Raw genomic sequence first — 20,388 nt, 5'->3', positions numbered from 1 at the left:
ACTAAGAGAGTGAGGTGAAGGACGTGACGAACGATAAAGCAACGATCCTGGTGGTCGATGACACGCCAGAGAACATTGACGTTCTGGCAGGGTTGCTAAGAGATGATTACAACGTCAAAGCAGCTAAAAATGGCGAGATTGCGCTGAAGATCGCTCATTTGTCACCCCCTCCTGAACTGATCCTACTAGACATCATGATGCCTGGCATTGATGGCTACGAGGTGTGTCGCCGACTAAAAGAAGACCCCGTAACCAAACATATACCGGTGATCTTTGTTACCGCCAAAATCAGTCCGGAAGATGAGCTACGCGGCTTGGAGCTGGGAGCTGTGGACTACATTACCAAGCCCATTAGCCCACCAATTGTTAAAGCTCGGGTAAAGACCCAACTGGCGCTCTTTAACCAAAACCGAGAACTCGATAGAAAGGTAAAGGAACAGACCGCAACCATCGCTGAAACCCGGCAAAAAGTGATTGAGCGCCTCGGCCGTGCCGCTGAATATAAAGATAATGAAACGGGGATGCACGTTGTTCGGATGAGCCATTATTCACGGATACTAGCGGTCGCCGTCGGCATGAATGAAGCCGATGCCGATCTACTTAAGGCCGCCGCCCCCATGCACGACATTGGCAAAATCGGTATTCCCGATCGCGTTCTACAGAAACCAGGCAAACTGGATGCAGAGGAGTGGGAGGTTATGCAAAGCCACGCCGTTATCGGTGGCGAGATCCTTGGCGACGACGAATCGGAACTACTGAAACTGGCAAAACTGGTGGCACTAACCCACCACGAAAAATGGAATGGCAAAGGTTATCCCAACGGTCTTGCTGGTGAAGATATCCCCCTGGAAGGGCGCATTGTCGCCATTGCTGATGTCTTCGATGCCCTGACCTCAGAGCGCCCTTATAAAAAGGGCTGGTCAGTGGAGGACGCCATTGCACTGTTAGAAAAAGAGGCGGGCGAGCATTTTGACCCTCGCTTGGTAAAACTGTTTGTTGCTGAATTACCAAAGGTACTCGAAGTCAAAGCGTCCTTCTCTGACTAGCCGAAGAGATTAATAAGCATAAAAAAGGGTGCCAGATGGCACCCTTTTTTAGTCGTCAACAATCACTGAATTAGTCTTGATACAGCACAGTTACAGCCGTACCTTCAGCCACAATAGAGCCACTGACCTGACGTCCATTACCCGCCGCTGGATCAGATTTCTCCATTGCCACTTTCCAAGTACCCGATGGCAGCTGGTAAGTGAAATTGTCAGAACTGTTGTAGATGACGATGATCTGCTTCCAGCTATCACCGTGATACTCAGCAGCGATGCGGTTTACCAACACACCGTATCGTGGGCGCTCGCTGATCACATCATTGTTAATCGCATCCCAACTGGTCAGCCTAAATCCTGGGTGTGCATTGCGCATGGCGATCACATCCTGGTAATAGGCGAATACATCAGCGTTATCCTGCTTCCAGTTCCAGTAGTACTGGTTGATGCTATCTGGTGAACGGTAGCTGTTATGATCTTCCTGTTTGTCACGCATGATCTCGACACCACCATGCAGGAAAGGCACGCCCTGACTGGTCAATACGATACCATTGGCAAACATCTGAATACGGCGCAGGTAAGTCGAACTGCGGGACACACCATTAAGGTCAGCCCACTGTAGGATCTTATCCCTTAGTGCCAGATTATCATGGGCAGACACATAGTTGATGGTCTGCTCCGGATCCATCGCAAACATCGGATCCCAAGTATCGATAGCCTCATTAGGATTGCTGTTGGAGTAACGGATAGCGCCACGAGAGCCCACTTCTATGCGCCAAACATCAGGGTTGTTGTTGAAAGCAAAACAATCACCGGCATTACATCCAGCTTGATCATTCAGGCCTTTAATCGCTTCACGGAATTTAGGGTTGAACACACCAACGCGGGCATCGGCAATTCGACCAATAGTGCCTAAACGTACGCGCTCAGCTTCTCTAGGATCGCTGGCATAGCCGTTCCATGGTTCACCATAAATAAGCAGGTTACGGTCAGGGAAAGTCGCGTTCAGGTGGCGTCCCCACTCCCCTACTTCGTCATAATCAAAGATACCAATCAGGTCAAAGCGGAAGCCATCAATGTTGTACTCGCGCACCCAATACTCCAACGAGTCGCGGATCATCCTGCTCACCATTGGCACATTAGCATCAACAGAGTTACCCGTACCGGAGAGGTCGCTGTCGGTGTAGTACTTGTCGGTAATGTTCTCAAACATCTCATCGGCGTAGGTATGGTTGTACACCACGTCCATCACTACCCGGATCCCAGCTTTATGGAACCCATCGACCATCTGCTTGAATTCACGAGCACGATTTTCATAATCGTAAGGAGTTTGTGAATAGCGCTCTTCTGGCACATTAAAGTTACGTGGATCGTAACCCCAGTTATAACAATCGGTATCTGCCACATCAGGACAAGAGCCAAAGTCATACACAGGTAGCAACTGCACATGAGTAACACCCAACTCTTTCAGGTGATCAATACCTGTCGCCACGCTGTTATAGCGGGTACCAGGCTCAACCATACCTAAGAATTTACCGCGCTTCTCGGCAGACACACCGGCACTGGCATGGATGGTGAAATCACGAATATGCACTTCATAGATCACCGCGTCTTCACGGGCGGCAAATGCTGGCGTAGGAGCCCAGTCTGCCGCTAGATCTGTACGGCTCATATCCATGACGATGTTATTTTGCGTATTCGGCTCAACCATCTTGCCGTATGGGTCGCGAACGGCGATATCGTTGATCATGAAGGAGTAGGTTTTCAGATGCCAATCACCGTCGACGGTGACCTGGTAAACATCATTGTAGCCCTCAAACCCAGCAACTTTAGCCATCACATAGGTTTGACCATCCAATCGCAACTCTACATTGCTGTGGTCGGGAGACCAGATAGAGAATGTCGTTTTATCGGCACTATAGACCGCACCTAATGTTGCGACCTCGTCGCCACCGCAATCAGTTTCACAACAATCCGTCTCACAGCAATCTTCAACACAGATATCGAGCGGGGTGACGGTGTAAGCCAGCGAGAGATCGTTGACTGTGATCTTATAATCACCTGAACCCGTGTTAAAGATATCACCACCGGTCTGCTCTAATACACCATCAGCATTATTGTCGCCGTAGTTGGTCGCCCAATCACCATAGAGGTCAAACTTAAACCGCTGGTTTGGCTGACCATCAAGATTGACCTCCAGCTCCCACGTATTGTCCGCCACTAACGCCATTGGGGTTGCCGTCCAACCATTGGCTGTGCCGCGGAAATTCAGGCTGGTAAAGTTCTTTTTGAAACCGTCAGGATCTTCATCACAACTGGCAACCGGCACCACATCAAGGTCATGACTGTCGCTAAAGAATGTGATCTGGTAGCTCGCATTACCCGCCACGCTATAATCCGCACCAGGGTAGTTTTCACTCCAATCGCCATAACGGTCAATTTTGAAACGCGGACCACCATTCCCGTCGCCATTGCCGAAGCTCTGACAAAGGGTGAGCTCGGTACCGCTACCAGCAGTTAGTGCCGTTGTCGCCCAGCCGTTTGGCGTACCACGAAAAAACCAATCCGCGTATGCGTTCGGTACCAACAAACCAGCAGCGATTGTGATTGCACACAATCGCTTTGCCGGGGTTCTCAGTAATTTAATGTTCATTTTAAGCCTATGTTTATTTTGTAATTTTAATCAACAAGAAACTAATAATGGGATACAGGTATATTGCAAAACAGGATGTCTAAGAGCCGATGAGCTAGTCTTAACCCACATGGTTACAAATTAACCAATTATCGTTATCAACTCAACGGATATTGGTTGCAAAATGACGCCAATGTGATCGCTATCATCTTATTTTTCACCATTGATAAAAAGCACTCATTCATCACAGCAAAGAAGACAAAAAAGGGCTGGCTCAACAATTGAGCCAGCCCTCTGATTTGCCTAATCCATTGACCAATGCCAGCGAATTAGTACATGGACACCGAGTAGCTCATGTCCTGATCATTAACTGTGACGATATAGAGTCCAGACAGACCAGTGAAGATGTCACTCCCAGCCTGATCCAGTACACCATCACTGTTGTTGTCGCCGTAGTTTTGTGACCAGTCACCATTCACATCAAACTTATAGCGCTGCTGATCTTGGCCATCAAAATCCACTTCCAATTGCCATGTATTGTTAGCGATCAGCGTCATTTCTGTGGCCGTCCAACCATTGGGCGTACCGCGGAAATAGAGCTGAGCGAACGTACTGGTGTAAGTCGTGCAATCACTGCAGACACTGATTGGCTGCAAGTCGTAGGCCATGGTGCTGTCATTAACAGTCAACAGATAGGTACCAGCAACGTCGGTATAAATATCACTACCCGTTTGCTCTAACACACCATCATTGTTGTTGTCGCCGTAGTTCAGACTCCAATCACCGTTTACGTCGAGCTTGAAACGCTGCTCGCTTTGACCATCGAACTCCACCTCTAACTGCCAAGTGTTGTCAGCCGTCAAAGTCATCGCCGAAGTTGCCCAGCCATTCGCGGTCCCGCGGAAGTAGATCTGATTCCAGTTGGATTGATAGCCACCACTGCTGACAGTGATAGTGGCTTCGGCCGAAGCGCTGGCACCTTCATCATCAGTCACTGTGACACCCACAGTCATAGTGCTGTTTGCCGTCACGGTGATACTTGATGTGGTCTCACCTGTGGTCCAGAGATAGCCGGCAATAGCACCGTCCGCATCACTGGAACCTTCTGCGCTTAACGTCACCAGCGTGCCCGCGTCTACAGTCTGGCTGGCTGGCGTAATAACAGCCACTGGTATCTGGTTAGCAGGTACGGTCAAGGTGACTGACGTGGTGGAGGTTTTTCCGCCGTCGTCCGTCACTGTCACAGAGATATCCTGTGTCTCATTCACGGTGACAGAGATCGCTTCGCCCGTTTCACCGGTACTCCAGCTATAGCTAACAATCTCACCATCACTATCCGTTGAGCCCGCAGCAGACAGCGCAACAACAGTGCCTTTCGCTACCGTTTTGCTCGCCGGAGAGATACTCGCTACTGGTGCTTGGTTGGTATCAATGTTTGGCTTGCCTGCAGTAATCACACCCGCAGCCAACGACCAGTCACCGCCAGTCACTTGATAGTTCTGGCCACCATTGTTGTCCCAAGCTCCGCTACAGTTGTTGGCGACAAACTCCAACGGCAGATCATCTTCCAGTTCAACGGTATAGCTGAACCAGTTTTCACCCAAGCTTTCCATCTGTACGCCAGGTGCCGTGGTCCAGGTTGTCGTGCCATCGATGGTGTAGTGCAGGCAGACTTGGCCCCAGCTATTGGTGTCCTTGTAGTACAAGTTTGAGCTGACCGTTTCACCAAGAATACTCATGGTGACACTGGTGGCATCAGTCTTACCGCGATCATCCGTCACGGTCACTGAATAAGTGCTTTTCTCATCCACAGTGACTGTAATTTCAGCAGTGGTTTCACCTGTGCTCCATTCATACCCTGCGATGGTGCCATCAGCATCAGTAGATTCTGCAGCACTCAGTACCAATTCAGTACCGCGTTCTACTTTTTGACTGCCTGGGTTGATCACGGCAACAGGACGCTTGTTACCATCCCAATCATCACTAAAGAAAGCACGCTCACCGGCGACATCACCATTGACGTCTTCGATCAACTTGCCGCCTTCATTCTTGAATCGACCAGCACCAACATATACCTGCTGGATCTCACTGCGAGTGACGTTGCCTTTGGTATCAACGGCTTCGATGTAGTAATCGAGCAACTGCTCCTGATACTCATCGATGTAGGTGTAGAAGAGGTTACCGATCTTCTGTGCCGGTACCACTTCAAACATCTCTTTGCCCGCAGGTTGCCACTCAACACCATTGATGTCTGGGGTCAGATCCCGCTCCACCATGTCAAACGACTTCCAGTCACCCACACGCGACGGATCTACCGCAGGATCTGAGCTATGAGCTTTAGGATCGTAAAGCTTAAATGTCTTATCGTTGGCGTCTGCCCACTTGTTCGTGTGGGTACGCACCTTCACTTTGATGTCCTGCATGCCACTGACATCAAAGGCATAGGTGTAGATAGCAAACTTGGTGTCGGCGTACAGCGATGCCCAACCTTCCGCTTTACTCTTGTTTGCGCTGCCCGGATTGTATGGATAGCGCTGCGGCCACCAAAGTGATGGGCCAATGCTATCTTTGCTGATGTTGGCTTCAACGTACGGCTGGGTAAAGTGCAACGACTGATTGAACGAAATGGTCGGTTTAACACCATCATCCACGTTCTCATCGTAGTAACCGAAACCAGAATCAATTGCGGCGATCAGGAAGTACCAACCCAACTCGGCGGGGTTTGCACCACCGGCGTAGTTATTATCCGCATCACCTTTCACCGGATATGAAAGCATCCAAGGGTTCAGCTGGTTACCCGGATAGGTCACTTCGTGATCCATAGCCGTGGTTGGCTGCCAGTAGTTCGGGTTGTCCAGTAACCAGATCTGCTCTGCAGTCTTGGCATAGTTCTCTGCCGCTTGCAGCAAAGCAAAGTTACGCTCTAGGTAGTGATAACCAAACTCCATCGATACCATGTGCTGGCGCTCAGCTACATACTCGGTGTCATTGACACGATTAAAGTCTGCCATCTGACCTGACCATACGCCCATCGGAATATGCCAGTGATACCACGTAGGATCCGCAGAGGAATCGCGGGTATCGATCCATGAACCATCCTGTACATGAACCACGTCATTTTCAGGGATTGGATGGGCTTTCAGATATTCATCAACCCCTTTACCGGTGACGCCAGAATCGGCATAAGTCACACGACCTGAGTTATACCAAGTGTTGGAGTCACCAGCACAGCCCTGCGAGTTATCGCCGTCATGAGCGATAACGAAGTACTGCGTACGACCGATAGTGGTGGCATCCAGCTCATACGCCTTAATCGCATCAGCGGTGACCTTACATTGATAGCCCTCTTCCCATGAGCTGGCTTGCTCGACTGGAATACCGGCCACCTTATGCTGCTCGGCAGTGTCAGGATCAACGTACTGTACCCAGTGCGGTATCGACGCAAACGGGAATTTATTCTGGGTGACCTGCGCTTCGTTAAACATAGGTAACGAGACCCAGTCACCGACATTGCTGACATTTTGCAGGTCAGCGCGGTTTGGTGGTGACACCATGGTGTCGACCCCAGGATCATTGAGGTAAGGATAGTCACGCAGGGTGCGTGAGTAGTGCACATTACCCAATACCGACCACTCAATACCCAACTTAGTCAAAGCTGGAATTAAACGCTCGGAAAAGCCTAACTCAGTAGGGAAAAAGCCTTTCGATGATCTGAATGAATCACCGAGAAAATAGTCCTGCGCCAGCGTTACATTCTGATAGATCAGATCTTTCAGGAAGTAATCATTACCCACCAACGGCCCCATCGAGTGGTGACCAGTGAAATGGATAGTATCCAAGGCATTAAAGCCACCGCTGGTTTTGGTGTTTTGCTGGGTTTCACGCCAGTAGTTGCCCCAGCCTGAATGGTAATCGCCCAACAAGCCCAGCTCAGTAAAACTCTGCACATTGTTGATCACTGAGGCTGACATAGTGACATGAGTCTGGCTCAGAGGATGACTGCCATTGTTCGCTTTTGCCGTGTCTGAAGGCCAGCCCTGATACGCACCTACTTTGGCATGATGCGAGTAGTAGGCAACCAAATCATCATGGGGCATGGGTGCACCACTGCCCGGAATAAAGAAGCTGTAATTAGCTGGCGGATTCTGCTTGAGCAGGATCACCTGGCCGTCATAGGTATAACGGATAGGCGCACCAACCGCCGTTGCATCATATGTCGACACATCATAAAACGGCCAGAAGTTGGGCATATGGTTATGGTAGATATGGGTGGCTGCGATCTCAGCATGAACAGCTGGCAAGCCGCTCAAGCCCAAACCTAAGCCAAGCGCGATCGCAGAGACGCTGCGCTTTAACTTAAAACACGAGGGTACACATTTAGTTTTCATTATTTTTTCTCTTTCCAAACGATGATTCACGTTCGGGCTCAGACCAGTGCCGAGATACGTAACGCGTCGAGGCGAATACGTAGATTATTACGGGGGTACGAACCCGCTGCGACGCAATCAATACGACGCGATGTAGGGGTAAAACAAAGGGTAAAGAAGGTGCCACCCACCTCCCAAAGGAGAAGAGGCGGATGGCTAAGGGGTTACATGACTTATGGCGTTGTGAAGGTATATGTCATGTCGGCATCATTTACCGTCACGCCCAACGTTTCATTGGCGTTAGTGTAAATGTCAGCACCGGTTTGCTCTAAGCTACCATCAGCACCGTCATCGCCGAAGTTGTAGCTCCAGTCACCATGGACATCAAACTTGAAACGCTGGTCAGCTTGACCATCAAAGGCCACTTCCACGAACCAAGTGTTATCGGCAACCAGCGTCATCGCTGTTGTCGTCCAACCATTGGGCGTACCGCGGAAATAGAGTGAATCTAAGTTGCTGTTAAAACCGCAATCATCGCAAGCAACTGGCTTGATGGTGTAAGTCATGGTGTCGTCATTAACCGTCACTAGATATTCACCAGAAACATCAGTGTAGATATCAGCACCGGTCTGCTCCAAGCTACCGTCAGCACCGTCATCACCGAAGTTGTTACTCCAGTCACCCAGCACATCAAACTTGAAGCGTTGCTCAGCTTGACCGTCAAAGCTTACTTGGATCTGCCAAGTGTTATCCGCAATCAGGGTCATTGCAGAAGCATTCCAACCATTGGCAGTGCCACGGAAATTAAGTGAATCAAGATTGCTCTGATACTCACCAGGGTCAACAACAGTCACAGTGGCAACCGCAGTATCCGTTTGACCAGCAGTGTCGATAACAGTAACCGTCACTTGCTGCGTGCCCAACTGATTGAATGTCACCTGGATGGTGGCATCGCTGTCACCTGTGCTCCAGTCATAACCATCAATACCCTTATCATCGGTAGAGTCGGTCGCGCTGAAAGTCACGGTATCACCGAGATCAACCGTCACTGACGAAGGTGTAACCACTGCGACTGGCTTCTCATCAACACCCTCTATCAACTTCAGTTCATAGGTCATGGTGCTGTCGTTAACACGTACAGCATACTTTCCTACCACATCAGTAAAGATGTCAGTACCGGTTTGCTCAAGCGTGCCATCAGCACCGGTATCACCGTAGTTTTCACTCCAGTCACCATTCACATCAAGCTTGAAACGCTGATCAGCCTGACCATCAAATGTCACTTCGGCTTCCCAAACATTTTCTTCGACACATGTCATTTCAGTCGCTGCCCAGCCATTAGCTGTGCCACGGAAGTACAAGCTACCAAAGCGACATTCTGCTGGTGCATCACCGACCTGGATCTTCACTTCAGCAGTACCAAACAGGCCGTCGTTATCTTCAACAGTCACGCTGAATGTCTGCAGACCTTCGGTATCCAGCACCTTAGTGATCGCAGCAGTTGTCTCACCAGTACTCCACTTATAGCCAACGACATAGCCGTCAGCATCAGTTGACGAACTAGCGTCAAGCAAAACAGATGTGCCTACGTCAACACGGGCAGGTGCACCAGTAATCACAGCAACAGGCTTATCTTGGTTGAATGGCTGGAAGCCAACATGGATCGCCGCAGCGCTATATCCAGCAACCGCGAAAGTAGCAACACCATTGTCATCCACAGTGATAATGTCGCCTGCGCATTCGTCGAGGCTAGACATCACATCGCAGTACTGACCTGCTTTTAGGCCTGTTTGCAACGACTGGTTCAAGGTGCCGCCTTCGTTATTGATCACAACAAAACCGCGGTCGCCACGACTGAAAGCGATCTGACTGTTGCCGTTATCCCACCAGTTAGCCACTGGTGCGTCTCCGGCTTCATTGCGGAATGCAACCATGTTGGCAATGTTGCCCCAGCGATGCTGACATACCCACTCATTGCTTGAGCAATCTGCGGTGCTATTTGGACGGCCTTGATCGCCATCGCTAAACTCAAAGCTGGTATGCACTTTTGGCGTACCGAAGGGGTGAGCCAACATAAACACGGTGGCAAGGTTTTGCGCGCCGTTCGGCTCGCTATAGTGGATAGTGCCGCCGCCACCATGGCCACGCTCACGGTCATGGTTGGTGATGAATACCCAAGCTTTATCGCTATTAATAGACATCCAGCTGTCGCCGAACGTGCTTAGCCAGCTGAGTTTACCGCCATCAACAAACAGCTCGCGCATTTTGGTCGCATAACCAAATTCAGTCAGCAACGAATACATCCAGTCGTAATCATCCAAACCAACGGCATCACCGTTGTCGATCACTTCAAGGAATGCCCAAGGATTACCGGCTTTTTCCAAAATAGTATTCAGTTCGCTAGGACGAATAGATTTAGCCGCATCGATACGGAAGCCAGCCACACCCATGCCTGTCAATTTGTTCAGGTAGGCGGCAAGTTTATCCTGTGTCGCTGGGTTTTCAGTTCTGATATCAGGCATGCCGCTGAGTTGGCAGCCCCAAGTAGATTCTTTGTCGTTCCAGTTAATCTCGTCAAGACACGTATGGAAATCATTACCCCAACCATCCATATCTGGGTAGTCAGCATTGTTACTGTTCCAAACGGAGCCGCCACTACCTACACCGAAACCTGCAGGGTAGTTAGCCATATGGTTGATCACGGCATCCGCAATAACCTCTACACCCACCGCGTTACAGCGTTGGATCATATCCTGCAATTCCGCTTCGGTACCGCTGCGGCTAGTTAAATTTACGAAGCTGACAGGCTGATAACGCACCCACCAAGCATCATTGTTCTCATCGCCAGGTGCATCAACATGCTCATTAGGCGGGGAGATTTGTACTGCGTTATAGCCTTTTGGCCCGAGGAATGTTTCACATTCGTTGGCGATCTCTGTCCACTTCCATTCAAACAGGTGAACAGCCACATCTTTCGAATATGCCTGGCCTGATAGTCCTAGCATCGCCGCCGCGATGGCGCTGATACTGGCTGTCTTTGCTAGCCGCTTCATGATATTTCCTTCGTGTATGAACCTGTCTCGGTTCTTGCTTAAAGTTTCCACGCGACTGCTTCCTGCGCGGATTAAAAAAAAGGTCGCCTCACTAACGAGTCAAACCTTTGAATTCTTCGCCCCAATGACGCTTTGTCACCAATAAAACGACGTTAAATACCCTTCACAATGAAAATGCTGTGCTCCTTTTCATCCCCATCAAAGACGGCTCTCGATCCAACAGCACCTTCAGCCAAAACTGAAGCAGGGTACGTTACCGCTACCATATTTAACATCAAAAATATGGCAATAATGAGCTTAGCCTGACAAATGTGTATGCGTTTACCGCGTCATCCAAGCAAGCTGATAACTTGGAGCAAGTCGCCAAAGCAGCGAGTAATCACATCCGCACACAAAGTAGAAAACCAAATTAACTCATATTTATCAGCAGCATTTGCAACTAATTTTCGATGATAAAAAAAATACCGAATACAAATCTACTAACGGGTAACCAACGTCAATTTTATGACAGATGATAAAATAGCCAGTTGGCGTTTGTTATTCAATCAAAATGTTAGATCTAAGTTACACAGTGAGATCGGTATCATAAGGCTGTTTAAATTACATACAGAGGCAGGGTTAGTTAAGTAAAAACTGTTCTGGATCAATGCGAGAAAAGGTTTTCAAATCGCTTTTTGTTGCAGTTGAGAAAGCTGTCGCTATTTGTATATTGATTGGCGCAATATGATAAGTTTTTAACATACAGGCACGTGAATTCAGCCATGAGATCGGATCGCGCAGCTAGCCATTGGCAACATCAATGCCGCAAAATGACCACCGCGGCGATAGGAATCAAATAAAGCAAACACTAAAACAGTGAGCGTTAAATCCATTCGAGCGAAACAAAAGAAACATGGATCTGGCGCCAATTTTAACTCTTATTTCAGTTCAGCGAAGCAACTCAAGACAACGCCATGACGATATCAAGCTCGTTTGAATTACGCTGTTGATTTCATGACGAATATAGATCACTTCACACAGACACATTTTGTAAAACATCTACCAATAACCCTACCCATAACGAGGTGGTTCCTATGTTAATTTATTGTTGCCAGTTTCAAGTGAGGAGCCAGCAGAAACTTCTCGCTGCCACCTCAGGGTGATTGGCTCTAATAAATCCAGGGATCGAATTAATATGATAAAAAAAACTATTAAATGGCTGGGTGCCAGCTTACTCACCCTCGTGCTGCTTGCTGGCGCCTTTGGTGCCCATGAATGGTACGCCGACAAGCCCATACTATTCCGCGCCTTTCTTGACCGCGAAGTGGTCAAAATCGCGTTTGATAGCCCAGAAACGCTCACCTCGCTAGGCTTTCTTGAGTCGGTCGGTATTACGGGGCACAACGCCAAACTTGATGATGACAGACCGGAGAAAACGACCGAGCTGTTTGCCACAATTAATCAGTTCCGCGCCGGGTTAGATCAGTACGATGACCTTGAGGGGCAAGAAGCATTGTCACAAGAGATCACCGCCTATTTACTCGATACTTTTATCGCTGCGGAGCCATACAAGCTACACACTTACCCGGTCAATCAGCTATTTGGCGTACAAAATGGCTATCCCAGCTTTATGGAGGCACAGCATCAAGTAAACAGCCTCAAAGACGCAGAGAATTACATTGCCCGCCTTCAAGATGTGCAACGTAAGTTCGCCGAGAACCTACAAGGGCTCAAATTAAGAGAAGAGGCTGGGATCATCCCTCCCCGTTTTGTTATCGACCGCGTATTGGATGAGATGCAAGCGTTTGTTGCCACGCCTACCGATGAAAACATTCTTATCACCTCTTTCGGTCGCAAGCTAGAAAACGTAGATAGCATCAGTACGGAGCAAAGCGCTGCATTATTGGCACAAGCCACTACAGAGATGACAAACCATGTCTATCCTGCCTACCAGCTGTTTATTGACTACTTCACCGCCCTAGCAGACAAAGCAGGCAGTGACGACGGCTATTGGCACCTACCCAATGGTGATCAAGCCTATGCCCTAGCACTCAAACTGTTTACCACCACAGATTACACCGCCGACCAGATCCATGATCTGGGATTAATTGAAGTCGACCGCATTCAAGCACAGATGCTGGCGATACTTGCAGCACAGGGCATCACGACCAGTCACGGTTTTACCGCCGCAATGGCCGAATTGTCAGACAAGCCCGAGTTCTACTATGAAGACAGTGATAGCGGACGCGAGCAGATCCTGGTCGACTACCAGCTGATCCTCGATGAGATCAGTGCAGGCCTCGACGAGGCTTTCCGCATTCGTCCAAAAGCAGGTATGGAAGTGGTACGTATTCCCGAGTTCAAAGAGAAAACCTCCCCTGGCGCGTACTACCAGCAGCCCGCCATTGACGGCAGTCGCCCCGGTCGATTCTTCGCCAATCTATACGACGTCAAAGCAACCCCTAAATATGGTATGCGTACCCTTGCCTACCACGAAGGCATTCCTGGTCATCACTTCCAAATAGCCATCGCCATGGAGCTGGAGGGAATGCCTTTCGTCCGCCGCATGGCACCCTTTACCGCTTATACCGAAGGCTGGGCACTCTATGCCGAGCAACTGGCCTGGGAACTTGGCTTTCAGGATGATCCCTACGACAACATCGGTCGGCTAGGTGCTGAGCTGTTCCGCGCAGTGCGCCTGGTCGTGGATACCGGTATTCACCATAAACGCTGGACTCGCGAACAGGCCATCGACTATATGTTGGCCAATACCGGTATGGCAGAAAGCGATGTCGTAGCAGAGATTGAACGTTATATCGTTATGCCTGGTCAGGCAACGGCCTATAAAGTAGGGATGATCAAGATCCTCGAGTTGCGCCAACGCGCGCAGCAGCAGCTAGGTGATAGATTTAATCTACGGGACTTCCACGATGTGGTACTGAAAAATGGCGCTGTACCCTTGGATATCCTCGAACGTCTGGTGGATAACTACATCGCAGAGAACAGCATCTAGTTCACCCACAAGCCGATAAAAAAGGCCCCGAATCGCAGGGCCTTATCTCAATAAGCAAACAGTAGGCGATCAGAACTTAAACTGGCCAACCAGCCCCTTTAAGCGATCCCCTAACTCTGCCAGCTTTTCACTGACACCCTGCGCATTCACCGCAGAGCCTTCGGCTTCAGTGGCGTTATCTGCAATCTTGATAACGCTCTGATTAATGGATTCTCCCACCGTGCTCTGCTCTTCTGAAGCGCTGGCGATCTGCTCATTCATATTGCTGATCAGACCGATGGCATCGGCAATCGCTTGCAGCGCTGCCGTAGCTGCAGTCGCTCTCTCCACTGCGGTTTCTCCCGCTTCACGGCTATTGCTCATCGTCGTGATCGCTTCCCTGGATCCGCTTTGTAAGCGCTCAATCATCTGCTGGATCTCTGCAGTACTCTCCTGCGTCCGTTTCGCCAATGAGCGCACTTCATCCGCCACCACGGCAAAGCCGCGCCCCTGCTCACCAGCCCGCGCCGCTTCAATCGCTGCATTCAATGCCAACAGGTTGGTTTGCTCTGCGATACTACGGATCACATCCAGAACGGTAACAATCGATTCCACATCATTGGCCAAGGTCTCGATGGCACTGGCACTGTGGCCGATCTCTGATTCCAATTGATTGATCGCATCAGCCGTTTGCGCCACCACATGCTGTGCTTCCGCCCCACCTTCATCCGCTGACGAGGCGGCTCTCGCCGCATCTTCCGCCGAACGTGCCACTTCCGCTGACGACGCACTCATCTCATTCATTGCGGTCGCCACCAAGTCGGTCTCTTCACGCTGCGCCTGGATCGTGGATTTAGTGCCATGGGCTAAATCTGCCATTTCGATACTGGTATCAGTTAACTCCGATACAGCGCTGCCAATCTGCGCAACCGTCTTATGCACCTTATCAACAAAATCGTTGAATGCAGCAGCAAGCGCACCAATCTCATCATCAGCTTTAATCACCAGCCGCTGAGTCAAATCACCGTCACCTTGCGAGATCTCTAACAGACGATCTTTCACCGTGGTCAGGCGCTGAGTTAAACGCTGGGACACTATCAAGACAAAGCCCAAAGCGATAGCGAAAACGACAATGGCGACGGAGAGATAAAGCGCCAAGATGCTATTCAGCGTTTCGCTCTGCTGCGCTTCAAGCTCAGCAGCCTTCTCATCGATAAAATCGATATAGGTGCCGACACCAATCATCCAATCTAATTCTGGTAACGAAGCGGCGTAACTTACTTTTGGTTTAGGGTCGCTCGAACCCGGTTTCGGAAAGCTATAAAACACATAGCCTCCCCCAGCTTGCGCTTTGCTGATCAGATCCTTCACTAAGAATACACCGTCAGCATCCTTTAAGCCGATAAAGGATTCTCCGAGACCTTTATCTGAGCTGCCGAGCAAGCGACGCACGCCCTGGCCGTCATAACCAAAAAGATAGCCATCTTCACCAAATTTGATATGACTAAGCAGCTCTTTTACCCGCAAAGCCTTTTCATCACGACTGAGACTAGCGTCATTGAGTATCGGTTGCACCGACGACTTGGCAGACTCAATCAGATTTTTCAACTTTAACTTCTCTGCCTCTAACAAGGTCTGCCTAGCGGAGTCGAGACTCACCTGAGAGATCTGATTTAACTCATATACAGTGAGAAATGAGGTGATTAAAAACATCGCTAGCGTTGGCAATAACGCCAACAGCAGCATTTTCTTACGCATACTCATGAAAGGATCCTTTTGGCAGATGCTTCATGCATCAAAAGTAATGGTTAACGCCATCCATAACGCTAAAGCATTAAATACCTGTCTACTTTTATAGGGTCTTTTGACCTTTTCTGTGTGTTTTTGCAGCAATTTGTTGACGATTTAGGCGAGGCAGAGGCTGTGAAGTTGAGTGGCCCTCAATAAATAGCCGATAACGAAGCATAAATCGCCAGCAAATGCTGCCCGAAGGGTTCGTTGAAACACGTTCTGAACTGCGTCATTCACTACTTACTTAGATAGCTAAGCTACGCAGCTCACTTCTTGCTCAAAACGTGTTTCATTCGAACAAAATTCATACACTAAAGGTCAACAAACCCTAGCACCGTGAAGTCAAAAAAGACAGTCAAAACAGCCGTTACTCGACTAAAGTCGCAATCTCTTCTATCTGTTCAGGCAAGACAATCTGCCAGCGCTTTAACTGCTCACGACTAAAGATGAAATAGCCCGAATTTTCGGTAGAGGGGAAGCTGCTCATAGGTATTTTGTGGATAAACAACTCAGCCCGTTTTGCCGCAGCCCGCCCCTGCTCTTTTCCTGACATGACCAAGCCGCCAATCGTGCCACGCTTGCCGACTGCGAAGTCCCAAAAAGAGAAAATAGGTAAAGGTGTGTGTTGCGATGTCCACGCCAGTAAGGCGCTATCATCCACCTGCAGATCTTGCTCATCTAATAGCTTTTGATACAAACCCACCACCACGGCGTCAAAGCCCTGTTGTTGACTCGTCACGATAGATTGCTGCCACGCACTGACATGACTGACCTGTCGATGTTCCACCTGAATACCATAGACTGTCGTTGTCCCCCCACCATCAAAGGACTCTACTAAAGTACGCTGCGCTGTCGGGCTATCATCCCATAACACCAACACCTTTTTCGGCGGCAACGGCAGCAGTTCTCGTAGGTATGCCAGCGAACGCTTAAACAATGGCCGCTCAACCAATCCGGAAACATTCTCCAATTTCAGCAAGCCGTGATCCCTGGCATCACTATTGACGCCAAAATAGACCACCGGCGTACCGTGGTTGGAGATCCTTATAGTTAGCAAGGCCACCGCTTCATCATCACACAAGATCACCACATCAGGTTTCAGTGCAAGGTAAGTTTGCCACGCCTGTTCGGCTCTATTCTCATACGCATCGACAGGCAAGCGCTTGGCATCTAATTGATAAAAATGCAGTTGTGCTCTTTTAGCTAAAGCTTCTGTGATCCCCTGTTGATAATGGTCAACCCAACCGTAGCCTTGGTGATAACTATCAATCACTAACACCACAGGTCTTTTGGCGATGACGCTGAAACTGACACAACACAGCAATACACAGAGCAATTGGCGACTGAGTTTTAAGAGAGAGAAATGCTCGGTATCACTGATGAAAAAGCGCCGCATTAGCGTTCTACATAATACGTATATGGCCGTTTAGTTTAGTGAGCGAACAAGGGTAGAAATAGAAGTAACGTCACAAACCAATAAATCAGCCAGTTTTTTTACTCGCAAGATGATGTTCGTCAACCTTCCACAAAGCAGGAAGTGACTGAAAGATGCAAATGACCAGTTCGGTATTTGATGGCTTAATTCACCGAACATCAGGCAAGAATTAAACATCAGCGCATTAAAACTGAGAATGAAAACCAACAATCACCGTTATCCTAACCGCAGTTGAGGTCACAAAAGTTCAGCCAAGACCTCTGCAACAGCAAACCTTAACTAATCGTTATGGTTTGGATTAAAAACCATCATTTCACGCCGTGCTTAATCCTCGCTAAAAAGCCGTCTACCAATAAAAAATAAAGAGGAAGGCTATGAAAATCTGGACCCCCGTACTGGCACTCACCCTGAGTTTCGGACTGACCGCTTGCGATGATGACGATACCGAAGTAGTCGAGATCTCGCCCCAATTTTCCAGTGCACAGCTGGTGGGTACGCTGCATGATTACCGTGACCGCTGGAACCCGTTCAGTGAGCAAAACAACATGACCCGGGTGCATGCCAGCGGCGATCTTTTTACCGCAACCTATTCCCTTTCGCCCACGGGTGGTCGAGCCGGTGACGGGGTTTATGCGATCCGTTTCTTTACCGACCATGAACTGTCGCAAGTCTATAAACATGAATTAACGGCGCCAGGACACCTGCTTACCGGTGAACAGCAAGCACTTGGTAACAACATTGTTTTTCAGGTCAGTGAACTAGCCGACTACACCATCAGCTTCGATCCGGTAGGACAAACTTTTACGATCTCGCCAGAGGTCGCATTGATCACCGAGATAAGCTCAATGCAGGTCAACGGATTTGCTTACCCTAACGAGGGCTCAGAGGAGCGTGTTATCGATGGTCGCACCATGCCTGCTGAAGTATGGGACGAAACTCGTAATGAACACAATATGACCGCAAATGGAGACGGTACCTTTTCCAAAACCATGCCGTTGACAGTTGATGGCGGTCATGAGGGCAACGGCGTCTACCAGATACTTTTCAGTGCCAACCATATTGCCGACTTTGCTTTCGCTGCCGTCAATAATCGACCCGGCGAACTATCAGGAGGCAACGGCTATAACTCAAAAGTCGGCTTGGTTGAAGAAGCATCGTTGGTCTTCCAAGTTGAGCATGACAGTGACTACACCATCACCGTCGATCCAGCATCAGCGACCTATCATATCGACCCCAGCGTAGCCGTGTTCAATGATGGCATAGTTAGCTATCAGGTGAACGGCAGCGCTGTCAGCAACCCTTGGGACCCAACAGATGATGCGCATCAGATGCAGCAAGAGGATGATGGAAGCTGGAGTCTGACGGTGCCATTAGCGACCGACGGCGGTGATGCCTCTAATGGTAGCTATGTCATTAACTTCAGCGCCAATAAGAGTTGGTCACTGGATAGCACAGGGGCGGGCGGCGTTTGGGGTAAAGCGCTTCATGCTCTGCCGCAAGAGTCCAACATTCTATTTAAAGTCAATGAAACAGGCGATCACACTATTCGTCTCTGGCCTGATAGCAATCGCTTTGAGATAACACCAGAAGTCACACCGCTACTCACCGTGGCATCCCTGCGCTTAGTCGGTTCGATGAGCGAATGGAACGCCAACGACCCCAGCTTTAATATGTCGACGCCTGACGGTAAGTACTTCTATATCGATATCGATCTCACCGCAGGTGACGAGCACTGGTACAAATACACAGCTAACGATGCGGCATGGGGCATGGTATTCGCAGACTACAACTATGATGGCTACCGTGAGCTTTCTCTTCACGGTGATCCTGCCGCCTTCAATATGCAGGTAGAAACCGACGGTACCTATCGCTTCTGGGCCAATGTGGATAGTGGTGATTACGGTATTACCTTACTCAACTAGTTAACCGACCGAGTAACTCCCTTCGGCGGATGCTGCTCATAGCATCCGCCTTGTTTTGCCACAAAGGCAGGAACACAACGCAAATTACAGCAAGGTTTATTCATAAGTGTGAACTCTTAGCTGCATCGAACTGGCATCATGGATTAGTATATGTGAAATTAAATTTCATATATGAACAGAATTGATGGTCATGGTTAACCCTGCTTGGCTAAAAACCTATGTAGCACTTTTAGAACTAGGTAGCTTCACGCTGGCTGCGGATCACTTAGCAATGACCCAACCCGGCGTCAGCCATCACATGCGTAAGCTAGAGGAATATTACGGTACCCCTCTGCTCAGCCGTTATGGAAAACGCTTCGAACCGACCCTGGCAGGCACCCGCTTATATCGGTATGCCAAACAGCTCTTTGATGAACATACTAACCTTGTCACCCACCTCAAAGATGACCATCCCAATAGAGGCGTCTGTAAACTGGCCAGCCCGGGTTCGTTTGGCCTAATGATCTATCCCTACCTGTTATCACAACAAGCACTGATGCCCGATCTACAAATCGACTTTCGCTTTGCGCCAAATGAGAGCATCAGAAAAATGGTGCTTAACAGCGAAATTGATGCGGGTTTTGTTACTCGGTATGAAGAGTGTGAGCTGCTGAGTTACCGGCAATTTGGTCAGGAACAACTGCACCTGTTGGTGCCCAAAGCATTCAAAGGAGCAGATTTCTCTGCATTAGATAGGTTAGGGCTAATTGACCATCCCGATGGAGAGCACCATACCAACCTGCTGATGCGCGCCAACTTCCCTGATCACTACCCAGGATTCGAGCAACTAAACCGCTCAGGTTTCAGCAATCAAATCAGCATGCTACTCATGCCTGTCGCGGAGGGTCTTGGCTATACTGTGCTCCCAGAAAATGCTTACCGAGGCTCATGCCAGCGGGATAGAGTGTGTAGCCTGCCACTGTCGCAGCAGATTTTTGAATCTATCTATCTGGTTACCAAACGCCACAGCACTTTACCGATGCGCTACCACCAAATATTTGAAAACTACCAACTACAAACCGTGACTTAGGTCGAAGTAGAGGTAGACGCAACTTACTGACGCTTTAATAGGTGAGTATCTAGCAAAATAAGTCCACTGTATCAGGGCTATGCCGTCCTAAGAATAAAGAAGGGCAGC

General features: G+C 49.2%; 9 protein-coding genes. 4 read left to right on the top strand and 5 right to left on the bottom strand.

The annotated features are described in order from the left end of the window. Nucleotides 1–14: 14 nt before the first annotated feature. Complete coding sequence (locus EZV61_RS07375; RefSeq protein ID WP_114337538.1) at nucleotides 15–1,046, top strand: response regulator; 1,032 nt, start codon at nucleotides 15–17, stop codon at nucleotides 1,044–1,046. A gap of 70 nt (nucleotides 1,047–1,116) precedes the next feature. Here the strand turns inward: EZV61_RS07375 and EZV61_RS07370 are convergent, their stop codons facing one another. From EZV61_RS07370 to EZV61_RS07360, 3 genes are all read right to left on the bottom strand, one after another. Beyond that, a complete protein-coding gene (locus tag EZV61_RS07370; RefSeq protein WP_131414832.1) occupies nucleotides 1,117–3,693 on the bottom strand; it encodes an alpha-amylase family glycosyl hydrolase in 2,577 nt (858 codons plus the stop codon). Nucleotides 3,694–4,001: 308 nt separating this feature from the next. Beyond that, entirely contained in the window at nucleotides 4,002–8,060 is a 4,059-nt protein-coding gene (locus EZV61_RS07365) for a carbohydrate binding domain-containing protein (protein ID WP_131414831.1), read from the bottom strand. A gap of 212 nt (nucleotides 8,061–8,272) precedes the next feature. Next, nucleotides 8,273–11,092 carry an alpha amylase C-terminal domain-containing protein gene (locus EZV61_RS07360; RefSeq protein ID WP_130566829.1) on the bottom strand — a complete coding sequence of 940 codons (2,820 nt, stop codon included), beginning with the start codon at nucleotides 11,090–11,092 and terminating at the stop codon, nucleotides 8,273–8,275. A 1,174-nt stretch (nucleotides 11,093–12,266) separates the two neighbouring features. Between EZV61_RS07360 and EZV61_RS07355 the strand changes: the two genes are divergently transcribed. Beyond that, nucleotides 12,267–14,084, top strand: a complete 1,818-nt coding sequence (locus EZV61_RS07355) for a DUF885 domain-containing protein (RefSeq protein WP_240695165.1) — start codon at nucleotides 12,267–12,269, stop codon at nucleotides 14,082–14,084. A 69-nt stretch (nucleotides 14,085–14,153) separates the two neighbouring features. Here EZV61_RS07355 and EZV61_RS07350 read toward each other — a convergent pair whose 3' ends face one another. Then, nucleotides 14,154–15,827: a methyl-accepting chemotaxis protein gene (locus EZV61_RS07350; RefSeq protein ID WP_131414830.1), complete on the bottom strand. Its 1,674-nt coding sequence runs from the start codon at nucleotides 15,825–15,827 to the stop codon at nucleotides 14,154–14,156. Nucleotides 15,828–16,221: 394 nt separating this feature from the next. Next, nucleotides 16,222–17,250: an ABC transporter substrate-binding protein gene (locus EZV61_RS07345; RefSeq protein WP_130566827.1), complete on the bottom strand. Its 1,029-nt coding sequence runs from the start codon at nucleotides 17,248–17,250 to the stop codon at nucleotides 16,222–16,224. Nucleotides 17,251–17,663: 413 nt separating this feature from the next. Here EZV61_RS07345 and EZV61_RS07340 point away from each other — a divergent pair, with 413 nt between their 5' ends. Both EZV61_RS07340 and EZV61_RS07335 read left to right on the top strand, forming a co-directional pair. After that, the gene (locus EZV61_RS07340; RefSeq protein ID WP_131414829.1) at nucleotides 17,664–19,211 is read left to right on the top strand and encodes a hypothetical protein; all 1,548 of its coding nucleotides are present in this window, start codon (nucleotides 17,664–17,666) and stop codon (nucleotides 19,209–19,211) included. 184 nt (nucleotides 19,212–19,395) lie between these two features. Beyond that, nucleotides 19,396–20,280 (top strand): LysR family transcriptional regulator, encoded by an 885-nt coding sequence (locus EZV61_RS07335; RefSeq protein ID WP_131414828.1) that lies wholly within the window; start codon nucleotides 19,396–19,398, stop codon nucleotides 20,278–20,280. Nucleotides 20,281–20,388 lie beyond the last annotated feature (108 nt).

This window comes from Corallincola luteus, assembly GCF_004336975.1.
GTDB lineage: Bacteria > Pseudomonadota > Gammaproteobacteria > Enterobacterales > Neiellaceae > Corallincola > Corallincola holothuriorum.
This window is presented reverse-complemented; position numbering and strand designations above follow the sequence as displayed.